This window comes from Micromonospora sp. NPDC007230 (assembly GCF_042869115.1).
GTDB lineage: Bacteria > Actinomycetota > Actinomycetes > Mycobacteriales > Micromonosporaceae > Micromonospora.
Window position 1 is genome coordinate 144,011 of the sequence record NZ_JBIAFE010000012.1, and the last position, 13,749, is coordinate 157,759.

Annotated in this window: 13 protein-coding genes; 6 read left to right on the forward strand and 7 right to left on the reverse strand. The window is 70.6% G+C overall.

The window, feature by feature from the left end; translation table 11 throughout:
* Positions 1–302 precede the first annotated feature (302 nt).
* On the forward strand, positions 303–1,256 hold the full coding sequence (locus ACFYML_RS18995) for a hypothetical protein (protein WP_387421847.1): 954 nt from the start codon (positions 303–305) through the stop codon (positions 1,254–1,256).
* Positions 1,257–1,278: 22 nt separating this feature from the next.
* On the opposite strand, the gene ACFYML_RS19000 is transcribed toward ACFYML_RS18995, so the two are convergent.
* Complete coding sequence (locus tag ACFYML_RS19000; RefSeq protein ID WP_387421848.1) at positions 1,279–1,512, reverse strand: hypothetical protein; 234 nt, start codon at positions 1,510–1,512, stop codon at positions 1,279–1,281.
* Between the two features lie 42 nt (positions 1,513–1,554).
* Complete coding sequence (locus tag ACFYML_RS19005) at positions 1,555–2,250, reverse strand: helix-turn-helix transcriptional regulator (RefSeq protein WP_387421849.1); 696 nt, start codon at positions 2,248–2,250, stop codon at positions 1,555–1,557.
* 50 nt (positions 2,251–2,300) lie between these two features.
* Here ACFYML_RS19005 and ACFYML_RS19010 point away from each other — a divergent pair, with 50 nt between their 5' ends.
* A complete protein-coding gene (locus ACFYML_RS19010) occupies positions 2,301–2,990 on the forward strand; it encodes an alpha/beta fold hydrolase (RefSeq protein WP_387421851.1) in 690 nt (229 codons plus the stop codon).
* 114 nt (positions 2,991–3,104) lie between these two features.
* On the opposite strand, the gene ACFYML_RS19015 is transcribed toward ACFYML_RS19010, so the two are convergent.
* The gene (locus ACFYML_RS19015; RefSeq protein WP_387421853.1) at positions 3,105–3,953 is read right to left on the reverse strand and encodes a LysR family transcriptional regulator; all 849 of its coding nucleotides are present in this window, start codon (positions 3,951–3,953) and stop codon (positions 3,105–3,107) included.
* Between the two features lie 102 nt (positions 3,954–4,055).
* Here ACFYML_RS19015 and ACFYML_RS19020 point away from each other — a divergent pair, with 102 nt between their 5' ends.
* Complete coding sequence (locus ACFYML_RS19020) at positions 4,056–5,213, forward strand: MFS transporter (RefSeq protein ID WP_387421854.1); 1,158 nt, start codon at positions 4,056–4,058, stop codon at positions 5,211–5,213.
* On the opposite strand, the gene ACFYML_RS19025 is transcribed toward ACFYML_RS19020, so the two are convergent.
* The 4 genes from ACFYML_RS19025 to ACFYML_RS19040 form a co-directional block, all read right to left on the reverse strand.
* A complete protein-coding gene (locus ACFYML_RS19025; RefSeq protein ID WP_387421855.1) occupies positions 5,203–5,370 on the reverse strand; it encodes a hypothetical protein in 168 nt (55 codons plus the stop codon). The two genes, ACFYML_RS19020 and ACFYML_RS19025, sit on opposite strands and share 11 nt — an antisense overlap.
* A 65-nt stretch (positions 5,371–5,435) precedes the next feature.
* Entirely contained in the window at positions 5,436–6,770 is a 1,335-nt protein-coding gene (locus tag ACFYML_RS19030; RefSeq protein WP_387421856.1) for an ABC transporter permease, read from the reverse strand.
* 70 nt (positions 6,771–6,840) lie between these two features.
* Entirely contained in the window at positions 6,841–7,545 is a 705-nt protein-coding gene (locus ACFYML_RS19035) for an ABC transporter ATP-binding protein (protein ID WP_387421857.1), read from the reverse strand.
* Complete coding sequence (locus tag ACFYML_RS19040; RefSeq protein WP_387421858.1) at positions 7,542–8,432, reverse strand: efflux RND transporter periplasmic adaptor subunit; 891 nt, start codon at positions 8,430–8,432, stop codon at positions 7,542–7,544. The genes ACFYML_RS19035 and ACFYML_RS19040 overlap by 4 nt, the downstream gene beginning before the upstream one ends.
* 574 nt (positions 8,433–9,006) lie before the next feature.
* On the opposite strand from ACFYML_RS19040, the gene ACFYML_RS19045 reads away from it, so the two are divergent.
* The 3 genes from ACFYML_RS19045 to ACFYML_RS19055 all read left to right on the forward strand — a co-directional run bounded on the left by ACFYML_RS19045 (position 9,007) and on the right by ACFYML_RS19055 (position 13,747).
* Positions 9,007–11,739 (forward strand): ATP-binding protein, encoded by a 2,733-nt coding sequence (locus tag ACFYML_RS19045; RefSeq protein WP_387421859.1) that lies wholly within the window; start codon positions 9,007–9,009, stop codon positions 11,737–11,739.
* 130 nt (positions 11,740–11,869) lie between these two features.
* Positions 11,870–12,364, forward strand: coding sequence for an SRPBCC domain-containing protein (locus ACFYML_RS19050; protein ID WP_387421860.1), 495 nt, complete (start codon positions 11,870–11,872; stop codon positions 12,362–12,364).
* A 78-nt stretch (positions 12,365–12,442) separates the two neighbouring features.
* Entirely contained in the window at positions 12,443–13,747 is a 1,305-nt protein-coding gene (locus ACFYML_RS19055) for an SGNH/GDSL hydrolase family protein (protein ID WP_387421861.1), read from the forward strand.
* Positions 13,748–13,749: the final 2 nt, after the last annotated feature.

Below are 13,749 nucleotides of genomic sequence, written 5' to 3' on the forward strand. Positions count from 1 at the left end.
AGGCGCTTCTGCGCGGAGTCGACGAGCCGCCGCAGGGGCGTGCCGTTCGGGTACTCGCCCGGTAGCCCGCTGTTCTGCGCCGCCTCGATGTGCTTGGCCAGGTTCGGGTACGCCCCGCTCTTTGAACAGGTCATCAGCCGTTAACTGACACTCCCGACCCTGCACGAACTCCTGGAACGTCGGCCCGACCCGTTCGGCCCCTGCCCGGCGCGGCTTCGCTGGGCGTCCCGCGTCGCCGGACCATCCGGTCGGCATCGATCAGATACGATATGTCGACCGGTCGGTCGTAAGGGGAGTGACGTATGGGTCGTCGACGGAGGATCACCTGGCGGTATCTCGCCGCCGCGCTGCTGGCGCTGACCATGGGAGCGGTCGTCCTGCCGGCGCCCGCGCAGGCGGTGGACTACCCCGGCGGGCGGCGCATCTACAGCGTCGCGCTCGGGGCCATCCCCGCCGCCGGCGCGCCCGCCACCGGTCCGGTCTGGGTCCGGCTGGCGACCTACTACTTCTTCGGCAACGGCACGGTGACCGAGAGCTTCTGGTACTGGAACCGGGCCACCGTCGTCGGGGCCGCCGGCACGGGCGTCCGGACGACCGGCTGCACCGGCCACGACTGCGAGGTGCGGACGGCCGCCGAGTTCCAGCCCGGTGGCGTCGTGAAGTCCCTGAGCGGCACGTACACCAACTCCGGTGACAGCATCACCATCACTTGGAGCGGGGATGTCCAGGAAACCTGGGCGGTCAGCCAGCCCGCCAGCGACCTGGCCCGGCTCGACTTCGTCAGCTCCAACTACGGGGTCACCGTCGGCTGGGGCTTCGGCAGTTCTGCCTCGAGCGACGCGTACACGCCGGTCAGCAATATCCCGCTGGCCCAGTACACCGGCCGGTACGCCGGTTACAGCGGAAGCACCGGTGCCGCCGGCCCCAGCGGGATGGACCTCCGGTCGTTCGCCCGATGCAACGGGAACTGCCTGAGCTGGCTCAGCCCCCCGACCGCCACCTGTTCGTCCTGCCCGAACGGCGCGACCTCCGCCCCGATCCGCTACTACCTCGCGGGAGCAGGCCGGCGAAACTTCTACGAGCATTGGTGCACCTGCCTGACGTCGAGCACCTGCTACACCGGCGGTTCGCACCGCAAGCCGCAGCTCCAGGTGATCGGCGACACTGGGACGTTCCACGGGTGGGTCGGCGTGGAGGCGTCCAACTCCACGGCGAACACCGGTTACTTCGCGGTGCACTTCCACCTGAACGTCTGACCGGCCGGGGGCACCGCCCGGCTCAGGTCAGGGTGCGCAGGTCCAGGGTCTGCCAAGCGGTCACCGTACGCCGGCCGGTGGACCACCAGAGCACGTCGCCCCGGCAGAACACCAGCCCCACCCCGTCGGCCACCGCCACGGTGCGCCGTCGGGTGAGGTCGTACAGCCGCAGTTGCGTGGCGACGCCGGCGATGTCCTCGGGATCGGTGTGCAGGTAGCCGTTCCGGCGTTGTCGTGCGCGAGCGACGAGCCGCACTTCAGACGGCCGAATCGAATATTCGAGCCGCACAGGGTGGCGTCACAGTTCAGCGATGGCTTCGGCGGTGCTGGGCGGTGTGCCAACGGCTTCGATGGGGATACGAGTGGCGGGCTGGGTTGTCAGGCGTGCGGCGCTGATGCGATCGAGGCGGAGCCAGCGGATCGCTTGACGGGTGTGGCAGTGCCCGACGAGGTACCAGTGTCCTTGGGTGCGGGCCAGGAGCACGGGATCGAGTTGCCGGGTGGTGGGCGTGCCATGCCGGTCGCGGTAGTCCACGACGAGGACGCGTTGTGCGTGGAGTGCTTGCTCGATGGCGTGCCGAGTCCGGGCGTCGCCGGGTGTGTCGGTGTGGTCGATCCAGACACGACCGTTCAACGCGGTGGCGTTTTCTCGTGTGCGGGTGTCCATCACGCTGAGCACCTTGACGAGGGCGGCGCGGGCGTGGCTGTCGAAGGGCTGTCCGCGGTGGGCGGCCACGGCGGCGGCGAGGCCGGAGACCTCGGCGTCGGTGAAGTTCACCGGCGGGAGGGTCGCGGCGGCGTCAACGACGTAGCCACCACCGGGTCCGGGTCGAGCCCAGACCGGGAAGCCGCCGTGTTGCAGAGCCGAAATGTCCCGTTTGATCGTGCGGACGCTGACCTCGAAGACCTCGGCGAGTCGTTCCGCCGAGCGCCCGGCGGACCCCGCGCGCCGCAGGTCCTCGCGGAGGGCGTAGAGACGGTCGGTTCGGTTCATCCAATAAATAGTGACATACCGGTGACATCGCTGGGGGTGACGCTGGTGTCATGAGCACTGCACGCGATCCGATCATGTTCCTCAGCGGCGCCGGGCTTCCCGCCTGGATCTGGGATGACGTCCGCCGCGACCTCGGCGAAGGGCAGCAGACCCGTGTCGCTTCCCGACCGCAGGGCGGCCGGGCCCGGTTGCGCGACTACGCCCAGGCGGTCATCGACTCCGCACCGCCCGGTGGGTTCGCGATCGTCGCGCATTCGGCCGGTGGTGTGATCGGCGCCGAGGTCGCCCGGCTCGTGCCCGAACGCGTCAGCGCGTTCCTGGCGATCAGTGCCGTGATCCCGCAGCCGGGAGGATCGTTCATCTCGGCGATGCCGGTGCCGAACCGGTGGGTGCTCAACGCCGCGATGCGACTCGCCGGTACCCGGCCGCCGGACTCGGCGATCAGACGTGGCCTCGCCCATGGTCTGGACGAGGAGGTCGCCGACCGCATCATCGCCGACTTCACCCCCGAGTCACCCGCCCTCTACCGAGACCGGACCGCCCACCGGTCGTGGAGCGGGTGGCGCGGTTACCTGCGCACCACCGACGACCATGAGCTGCCGATGGCGCTGCAACAACGATGCGCCCAGCGACTCGGCGCAGCCTGGCAGAACGACCTGAATACGGGGCACCTACCGATGCTCGAAGACCACCAAGCCGTCGCGGCGGCAATCACGCGATTCCTCGATGCACGGCCGTGACACCGATCGACTGGGGCGTAGCTGGTAGTCGGTCCGGGAATGCCGGCTCGTCAAGCAGCTGCCGAGCGGGGCCGCGAGGCGTGTTCGAAACCGCGCGCTGACCAGCCGCGAAACTCAAATCGTGCGTCGTAGCGCGGTCTCCACGGCATCGATCAGCGGATCACCTTCGGTCCGTGGGTGCCGTGCGAGACCGAGCTCGACGTCCGGCAGGGTCGGCAGGGCGTCCGCGTCGTGGCAGGCCATGATCGGTTCGAGGTTCGCGGGCATGAGCGCCGCGACGCCGAGCCCGGCCCGTAACGCGGCGAGCACACCGAGCAGGCTGTTGCTTTCGAACGCCACCCGCCAGCGCCGATCGGCACGTTCGAGCGTTTCCAGCACTGACGTACGCCAGAAGCACGGGTTGGAGAACAGCACCACCGGCAGCGGATCGGCAGCGACGTCCACGCCTTGGCCGATTGCCCAGACCAGCGGGCGGCGTACCGTCCAGCGCGGCGGCCCGGGAAGGTACGGCACCTCGTCGAGCACGAGTTGGACGCGGCCCGCGTCGTAGGCCTCCCGCATCGCGGCGTTGGAGAAGGTGAGCACCTCCAGCGTCGCGCCGGGGTGCAGCCGGGCGAGGTCGGCGAGGGCCTGTGGAAGCTGGGACGCGGCGAGGTCTTCGAGTAACCCGACGCCGCAGCGGCCGGTAAGCGCGCGCCCGGTTTCGGTGAGTGCCTGTGCGGAGAGCGAGAGGATGCGTTCGGCGTAGGGCAGGAGCTCCTCACCCGCCCGGGTCGGCGAGACGCCAGACGGCGATCGGTGAAGCAGCGGGCGGCCGACGACGCTCTCGAGCTTGCGCAGCTGCTGGCTGAGCGCGGGCTGGGTATGTCCGAGCGCGGTCGCGGCGCGGGTGATGCTGCCCGCCCGCACGGCGGTGACGAACGACCGCAGCAGCGCGGTCTCAAGATCCCTTGCCATAAGCATTCATTATGCCAGGCCCAAGAAGTTAAGCACTTCCTATGATCTTACGGACGACCTAGCGTCCCGCAGGTGACCAGATATCGACAGGTACTCGCCGTGCCAGGGATGGCACCGCTGCTGGGTGTTTCGCTGCTCGCCCGTGCCGCGATCACGGCTGACGTGATGGCGCTGACGATGTATGTCGTGCTGGGCCTGGAAATGAGCTACACGGCAGCCGGTGGCGTCGCGGCGGCTCTGACCGCCGGGGTGGCGCTGGGCGGGCCACTGCTAGGCCGCATGATCGACTGGCGGGGCCCGCGCACTGTGCTGCTGGGAACTGTCGTACTGCAGGTCGTGTTCTGGCTGAGCGTGCCGGCCCTGCCGTACGGGATCCTGCTGGGCGCTGCCTTCGCGGCGGGTCTGCTGATGGTGCCGGCCCAGCCGGTGACCAGGCAGGCGATCGCCGCGATGACCACGGCGGGACAGCGCCAGGCCGCGTTCGCGCTCGAATCGGTGCAGGGCGAGCTGTCGTACATCGTGGGCCCGGCGGTAGTGATCCTGTGTGCGGCGACGATGTCCCCCAGTGTGGTCGCGTGGGGGGTCGGCGCCGCGATCGCGGCTGGCGGAGCCGGGATCGCCCTGCTCAACCCGCCGCTGCGTGCCGAGGACGAGGCGGATGCCGGCGCGCCCGGACGGCCCCCGCGCCGGGAATGGCTGGGCGCCGGCATGATCGCCGTGCTGATGATGGCGTTCGGCACCACGACGCTGCTCAGCGGCGTCGACCTCGCCATCGTCGCCACGCTCGAAGAAGCAGGTCAGGTGTCCTGGGCCGCCGTGGTCGTAGCCGTGTTCGGCGTGGCCTCCGTCGCCGGCGGGCTGATTTATGGCGCGCTGCCCCGACCGCTGCCCACGTGGCTGCTGCTCGGCTTGCTCGGGCTCGTGACGATTCCCGCCGGGCTGGCCCACGACTGGCCCTGGTTGTGCGTGGCCGTTGTCGGCACCGGGCTTCTCACCGCGCCGACCCTTTCCACCGTGGCCGACGCGGTGAGCCGGCTGGCGCCGGCCAGCGTGCGGGGTGAGGCGACAGGTCTGCAATCCTCGGCGCAGAGCGCGGGTTTCGCGCTCGGATCCCCGATCGTCGGGCTGGCGATCGACGTCTCCGTGCCAGCGGGCGGCTTCGCGGCAGCCGGGCTGGCCGGCCTCGCCGCCGCGCTGACTGGATGCCTGCTGTCCCGCCGCTCGCCCGCCCGAACGCCGGTGATCCTGTATCCGGTCAGCCGGTGACGCCGGCGGGCAGCTGGTGGCGGGCTCGGCCGGCGGCGCGCAGCTCCCGCAGGTCGGGGATGTGGTGGTAGAGCGTGCCGGGGCTGATGCCGAGCGCGAGCCGGTCCAGTGCCCGGTATGACGAGGGTGTCGCCGGGGTGCATGAAGTCCAGGCCACCGCCGGGCTTAGCAGCGTTCCCAATATCTGTTCGGGCGATGTGCGTGCCGATCCGTCATACCCGCTCAGGCGCGCATGACGGTGGCGATCGGGATGCGGGCGGCGCGGATGGCCGGGACGAGGCCGCCGAGCAGTCCGGCGATCAGGCCGGCGATGACACCTGCGGCCCCTGCCTGCCAGGGGAACACGAGGTCCCGTAGGAGCTGCTCCCGATCGCCGAACAGCGTGCTGATCGCGGTGAGTGCGAGCGCGGACAGTCCGATGGCGGCGGCTGCGGTGAGCAGGCCGGTCAACAGCGTCTCCGCGAGGACGATGCCGGCCAGCGGCGACCGTGAGGTGCCCACCGCGCGCCGCAGCGCGAATTCCTCGACCCGCTCTCCGACGGTCGCGAGCCCGACGTTGAGGATGCCGGCGACGCCGATGAGGAGGACCAGGCCGGCCATGCCGAGGAAGATCCAGCGGATGAGTGCCAGCTCCTTGGCGATGTCCTTGCGCGCCTGGATCGTCTCGAAGTGGATCTGGTCGGCGGGTATCCCGCTGGCCGTGAGGCGGATCCGTAGTAGCTGCTCCACGTCGGCCGCGGTGGGCGCGAGCATCACTTGCAGCCCGGGTCCGTAGTCGCCGCCGTTGCTCGCGCGGGGTACCCAGTTCTGTAGCTCATCGGCTCGGGTGTAGGCGGTGGGCTGCGGGTTGCCGTCGTCGATGACGCCGATGATGCGTGGCGTCGGGTTGGCGGTGACCCCTTCCATGCGCATCTCGGCTGGTACCTGGTGGCGGGTGAAGCCTTTGGCTGCTTCGAGGTTGATGACGATCCGGGGGGACAGCGACGGGTCGGAGGAGAAGTCCAGCCACTGGCCGGATACCGGCCGGAAGGGCCGGAACTGGCGGATGTCGCCGGTGAGCGCGTTGAGGCTCAGCTCGATCGCTTTGCCGGGCACGGGAACGGCTGGGGCGTCGTCGGGCCCGTTCATCGGCTGGCAGTAGCCGCGGGGGTCGCAGTACATGTCGCCGCCACCGGGGCCCGCGTACGGTCCGCCGCCCGGCTGGTCGAACGGTGCCGCGCCGGGGTTGACCGGGCTGACGTTCGGCTCTCCGATGATCGCCTGGGTGGTGGAGACGGCGACTGCGTCGTTGCGCCCTTTCAGGGTGTCCTGGCTGATCTGGATGGTGTCGGCGTTGCCCGGCAGGTAGGTCTGTCGGGTGCCGTCCTTGCCCATGTGCAGTTCCAGGTCAGCCAGCCGGGCGCTTTTGGCGGTCTCGGCGCCGACCTGGACGACCACCACGGCGAGCACCCCCAGGAACAGGCTCACCATCGACAGGAGGGTGCGGGTCTTGCGGGCTCGGATGCCCTGACCACCGATGATCAGAGCTGACCGGAACCGCCCGGAGAGCCGGATCACGCGGCCACCCCGCTTCGCTCAGCATCGGCTCGCACCGTTCCGACCTCAGCTGTGTGCCGTGCTGGCCCGCTCACTGACGCACGCTCCTCGTGTCGGTAGCCGGGTGGAGTTTTCCGTCGCTGAGGCGCAGCACGCGTTGCATCTTGTTGGCGTGGTCCCAGTCGTGGGTGACCAGGATCAGGCCACAGCCCCGGTCGGTCGCCGAGCGCAGCACCTCGATCACCAGGTTGCCCGTCTCCGTGTCCAGCGCACCGGTTGGCTCGTCGGCCAGCAGCAGACGCGGCTGCCGCACGAGCGCCCGGGCGATCGCCACCCGCTGTTGCTCGCCGCCGGACAGGCGGGCCGGCCGGTGCTTGGCCAGATGGGCGATGCCGACCCGGTCGAGGGCCTCCAGGGTGCGGGCCCTGCGTTTGCGGCGCGGTAGCCAGCCCTGGCCGTTGACCAGGGCCATCGCCACGTTCTGCGCGGCGGTCAGGTGCTTGAGCAGGAAGAACCGCTGGAACACGAAGCCGAACTCGGCGCTGCGCAGAGCTGCCGCCTTCCGCTCCGGCAGCCGGGTGATGTCCCGGCCATTCAGCAGATACTGTCCACCGTCGGGCCGGTCGAAGAGGCCGATCAGGCTGAGCAGCGTGCTCTTGCCGGATCCCGACCGTCCGAGGATGGCCACGCTCTCACCACCGTCGACGGTCAGGTCGGTTCCGTCGAGGATGATGCGCGGCGTCTTCTGGCCCTTCAGCGTCTTCGTGATGCCATGGAGCTGCAGCAACGCCGTCATTTTCCACCCATCGGAGCGGACGGGTCGCCCTCAACGCCTGGTTTGGCGGGTGGGAGGTTGGGGCCAGGGACGGCGACCGTCTCCTCGCCGGTGAGACCGGACTTGATCTGCACGACCTTGCCGTCGCTGAGCCCGAGCACGACATCCCTGGTCTCCCGGGTACCGTCCGGCTTGACCACGTCCACCTTGCCGCGGCCCTGCCCGCCGGCGACCGCTTCGACCGGGAGCACCAGCGCCTTGGCGGCCCTCGCGGTCACCACCTCGAGCGTCGCGCTGGCACCGTTGATCAGCTTCACGTTGGCGGGCGCGGTGCACACCAGGCGCATCCCGGTCGGCTCCGACGGCTCGGTCCGCTCTTGCTGGCTTGGCGACGCCTGGACGACTGGCGGAGCGGACGGCTGGCCGGACGGCGCGGCGGACGGCTCGACGGCCGGCGGGTCCGGGATGGTGCCGGCGGGCAGGGCCGCGATGGTGCCGAGCACCTTGCACGGGAAAGGCCCGGGGCCGTTCTTGATCTGGGCCTGGACCGTCGCGAGGGCATCCGAGATCTGGTAAGCCTGGGCACCGTCGATGTCGGCGACGAGCCCGTAGCCGACCTTCTTAGCCGAAACGATGGGCATTCCGGCGGTCACTTTGGAGCCGTCGTCCACCAGTCGGCCGGCGAACACCGCACCCGCCGGGACCTCGATGCGGTGCGCCTTGCCGGACGCCCAGACGCTCGCCACCCTCGTCGGCTTGGTCGGCGTACTCCGCGGCGGCGTGACATCGCGATACCGCACCTGCCCTGCGACTGGGGCCACGATCCCGAATACCGGGTTGATGGTCACCTTGCCGGACAGGCTCACTTTGTTTGCAAGGTCCTGGCGGGTGGGCTGCACGGTGGTCATTGTCGTGCCGCGGGGTGCGAGACCAGGCGTCTCCGCCTGCGCGCTCGGCTCGCTGCAGCCGGCAGCGGCGGCCACAAACATCGCAAGGACGCAGAGTGACAAAAGCCTTCGCACCCGTACCCCTAACTCGATCACTTCGGGCGAACATCTGACAAGACGCCTGGGTTCGGCGATCGGTTGCCCACAGAGCGGGGCGACCTCGGCGACGGCCGATCCGCCGAAGAGTACCGCCGGCCTTCCTGCTCCGCTGCCCGCCGCGCAGGGGCTGAGATCTGCCAGATCCGCTGGAGCTGACTATTCCGAATCGGAGCTATCTTCATTCGCCCAAGCAGCGACCGCCGCTCACTCGCCTCAAACTCCCACCCGGCCTCGCCTCCGGACAGGCGGTGTACCGGCGATTCGGCGGCCGGTTTCCCGACCACCGCGGCGCGACTGCGCCGGTGCCGCCAGTTGCTGAATCCGGGCCGTACCGACGCGTGCGGCACCTCCCGCCGCCGCCCCGCGCGGCGGTGTGGCGGGACGTGACGGATCGGGCCGGCATCGGCGAGGATGAGGCGGTGAGGGGGCTGTGACGGTGAAGATCGAGGTTTCGGCACGGGAAGCCGAGGTGCTCGCCCTGCTGAACGAGCGGTGCAGCAACGCCGAGATCGGGCAGCGGCTGTTCATCTCCGTTCGCACCGTTGAAAGCCACGTCTCGTCATTGCTGCGCAAGTACGGCGTCGCCGATCGACACGATTTGTCGGCACTGGCATCGGCCGCCCCGGGGGCGACAACGAACCGGGCGGACGCCGTCGTCGCCGGACTCCCCGTACCGCGGACCACCTTCGTCGGTCGCCGACAGGAGCGGGAGTCACTGTCCAGAACGCTACGCGACGCCCGGCTGGTCACACTGGTGGGTGCCGGAGGGGTGGGAAAGACCCGACTCGCCGTCGAACTGGCGACCGATCTGGTGTCCCGGTTTCCTGCCGGCGGCGCCTTCGTCGACCTGGTGCCGGTGCGCGACGGCTCCGTGGCCCAGGCCGTCGCCGCCACGCTCGGCCTCACCCCCGCCCCGCGCCAGCCCATGTCCGAGGCAATAGCGGACGAACTCGGCGCGCAACGGTCGCTGTTGGTGCTGGACAACTGCGAACACCTGTTGGACGCGGTAGCGGCCTTCGCCGAGCAGGTCCTCAACGGGTGCCCCGGCGTCACCGTGCTGGCCACCAGCCGGGAACGGTTGGGGGTGCCCGGGGAGCAGGTCGTGCAGGTGCTGCCGCTGCCCGAGCCCGATGGGCGGGCCCTCTTCGACGACCGCGCCCGGGCGGCCGGCGCCGACGTGCCCGGCGACCCGATGGTGGTCGGTGAGCTCTGCGCCCAGCTCGATAACGTACCGCTGGCGATCGAGCTTGCCGCTGCCCGCAGCGCCTCGCTGGGAGTGGAAGGCTTGCTCGCGGCGTTCACCGATCCGCTGCGGGTGTTGACCGGCGCGCGACACGCCGATCAGCGGCACCGCTCGCTGCGGGCCGTCCTGGACTGGAGTTACGGCCTGCTGGACCCAGCCGAGCAGACGCTGTTGCGGCACCTCTCCGTGTTCGTGGGTGGGTTCGACCTGGCCGCCGCGGCCCGGGTGCCGATGGTGGGCGATGTGGCCGGGACCGCCGACCTGCTCGGCCGACTGGTGGAGAAGAGCCTGGTGACCCGTGACCCGGATGTGCGTCGCTGGCGGATGCTGGGTACGGTCCGGGCGTTCGCGCGGGAACAACTCGTCACTGACCCGGTCCGGGGTGAGGTGCTCGATCGGTACCTCGAATGGGCGACATCGGCGGCCACCGAGCTCGTCGGGCGGTTGAACGGTGTGTGGCGCGAGGACTTCGATCTCGTTGCCGACGATTTGCGCGCAGCGCTGCTCGGCCATCGCAGCGGCGTCGGCTCGGCCCCGCACCAACTGGCTCGGTCGCTCGGTCGCCTGACGTACACCCGTCGCTTCCTGGCCGAGTCCCTGGATTGTTACCGGCAGGCGGCCGCACGGGCACCGAGCCCCACCGAGGCGGTGGCGGACCTGCGCAACGCGGCGGACTGCGCGCTGGTGGGCACCGCGACCGGACAGCAGGTGCTGGACCTGATGCTGACCTGCGCCGACCTTGCCGGGGCGGCCGGCGACGGCAACGCCCAGGCGCTTGCCCTGGCCCGGGTGGTCGAGATGGTCCACCGATTCGATGGCCGCATCAGCAGCGACATGTCCCGCGAACGGCTGACCGTCTTGCTGGAACGGGCCCGAGCCGCCGGCAACCCCGCCGATCCCGCAGTCGCCGCCGCCGTGGCGATCGCCGAGGCGTGGTACGCCGGAGGCCGCCGGTTCCACCCGGACCCGGATCTCGCCGCCGTCGCCGCTGCGGCCGCCCGCCGCTGTGGCGTGCCGGTGTTGGTCAGCGCGGGTCTGGACCTGCTGGCTACGGCTGCGGCGCAGGCCGGACGACCAGCCGAGGCGCGGCGGATCGGGGCGGAGCGTTTCGCGCTGCTGAGTGCGCTCGATCCCACCGACCCGCAGGCGGCACCGGAGATCGGTGACACCTTCCACGTCGCGGCCACCGTTGCGTTCCAGGCCGGTGACCTGCCCGCCGCACTGAACGTCGCGCGACGGATGATCGATGACGACCTGCTCGGAGGCCGTACTCATGCCACCGGCACCCTCGTGCCCGCCCTGACGCTCACCGGTGAACTCGACGAGTCGCTGACGCAGGCGGAGGCCTTGTGGGAGGGGTGGCAGCGGGTCGGCCGCCCACCGACGGGGCGCGTGGCCGGCGCCATGGCATTCGCCATGGTGGCGTGCGGGTTCCGAGGCGATCGGGAAGGCCTGTCGCGGTGGCGGAACCGGCTGGCGGCGTGCGCCTCCGCCGCCGGGATCGAGCTGTCCGCACTCGCGTCGGTGGTGTACGCGGACTGTCGCACCGCCCTTCACCTCGGTGAGTTCGACGACGCGTCCCGGCTGGTCGGGCTGGCATTCAACGCCTTTCCGGGCTACCGGTACGAGACGTACGCCCGCGCCGCCGCCGCGGAGCTGGCGGTCGCCGCCGGCTTGCCGGGCGCGGCGCGGTGCCTCACGCTCGCCGAGGAGGCGATCACCGACAACGCGTGGGCAACCGCCTGCCTGGCCCGGGCTCGGGGCCGGTTGACTGGGGACGTCGAGGCGCTCGCCGCGGGGCTGGCCGGGTTTCAGCAGGCTGGAGCCCGCATCGAGTACGCCTGCACGCTGGCGCTCCTGCCCGGCCGGGAAGCCGAGGGCCGAGCCGAGCTGAGGTCGCTGGGTCTGGCGGCAATGGGGGGCTGACCGCCGTCCCCGTTCCGTGGTGCGTTCCGTGGTCGGATCCGTGTGGCCACGGATGTGCCGGCGAGCCGTGCGGCGGAGGCTGATCACCGACGGTAACGCCATTCCGGCGTTCGTGATCAGAGGAGTAGCCATGACGGGCACGGTGCAGCAGCCAGGTGAAGTGGTTCACCGCATCTATCTCAAGGCCAGCCCCGAGGAGGTCTGGGCCGCGCTCACCCGCTCGGAGCTGACCAGGCGTTACGGGTACGGCGGCCGGATCGACATCGACCCGCGCCCCGGTGGCGCCTACCGCGGCTACGCGAGCGAGGCCCTGGTGGGCAGCGGAGTCGACATGGTCATCATCGAGGGCGAGATCATCGAGGCCGAACCCGACCGGCGGCTCGCCCTGGCCTGGCGGATGACCGCCGACCCCGCCATGGCGGCCGAAGGACCCACCCGACTCACGTACGACATCGGCCAGGACGAGCGCGGACTGACCACCCTAACCGTGACGCACGACCTCACCGGGGCTCCACACACCGCGGCACTGGTCACGGGCGCCACCCCAGGCACCGGGGGCGGCTGGTCCTTCGTGCTCAGCGACCTCAAGTCGCTCTTGGAAACCGGCGCGGGCATCGCCGGTTGACCGCACCGGGACCGGCGTAGCCCTCACGCCGGCCCGGCCAGCACCCATCCCATCAGAAACGCCTGCAAAGGACACCCAATGAGACATCCAAAGCTTCAACCGCTCGCAGCCGGCGTCGCGGCAGCACTGTTCCTGACCGCGCCCGCCCAAGCGGCGACCGCCAAGGCGCCGGCGGCGCAGTCCGGCCACGCCGGCGCATTCTCCTCCGCCGACTGGCGGGCGGCGTGGACCGCCGCCGCGCACCACCCGTTCGACGGGTTCGGTACGCCGAACTGGTCAGTCAACGGCTTTGCAAACCAGTCGCTGCGGCAGGTGGTCCGGGTCAGCGCCGGCGGCTCGACGGTGCGGGTACGACTGTCCAACCGCTTCGGCGACCGACCGCTGACGGTGACCGGCGCAACGATCGCGCTCGCCGCAGGCGGAGCGGCCGTGCGACCGGGCAGCCTCCGCTCGTTGACCTTCGGCCGATCGACGACGGCGATCATCCCCGCCGGAGGCGAGCTCACCTCCGACCCCGCGCCGCTGCCGACACGCGCGCTGGACTCCCTCGCGGTGACGCTGTACTTCGCCGGCCCCACCGGTCCGGCGACCGTCCACGAGAACGCGACGGCCACCACCTACCGAACGGCCGGCGACCGGCGGTTCGATGCCCGGGCCGGCGCCTTCGCCGAGACCAGCACATCCTGGTACTTCCTCGCCGGCATCGACACGGCCGGCCAGCCGGGACACGCCCACGGCGTGGTGGTGACGTTCGGCGACTCGATCACGGACGGGTACGGCACCACGGTCGACGCCGACAACCGGTACCCGGATGAGCTGGCCGAACGGCTCGCCTCCGGTCGTCGCCCGATGAGCGTGGTGAACTCCGGTATCAACGGCAACAAACTGCTCGCGGACTCGACCTGTTTCGGCGAGGCGGGCGTGTCCCGGTTCGGCCGGGACGCGCTGGACCAACCGGGAGTCCGCGCTGTGGTCGTCCTCGAGGGCGTCAACGACATCGGTGGCGGCGGCTACCCCGACTTCGGCTGCGGCGCGTCCCCCGTGGTGACTGCCGAACAGGTCATCGACGGGCATCGGCAGCTGATTCGGGCGGCGCACGCCCGGGGCGTGCGGATTATCGGAGCCACCATGCTGCCGATGAAGGACGCGTTCGGCTACGACACGCCGGCCAATGAGGCGGTCCGCGACGCCGTGAACACCTGGATCCGCAATGGCGGCGAGTACGACGCGGTGGCCGACCTGGACCGGGCGCTCGCCGACCCGGCTGATCGGGATGCGCTGCGGCCAACCTACGACTCCGGCGACCACCTGCACCCCAACGACGCTGGCGCCGCCGCGATCGCAGCGGTCATCGCTCCTCTTCTCATCCACACCGGCCGCTAGTC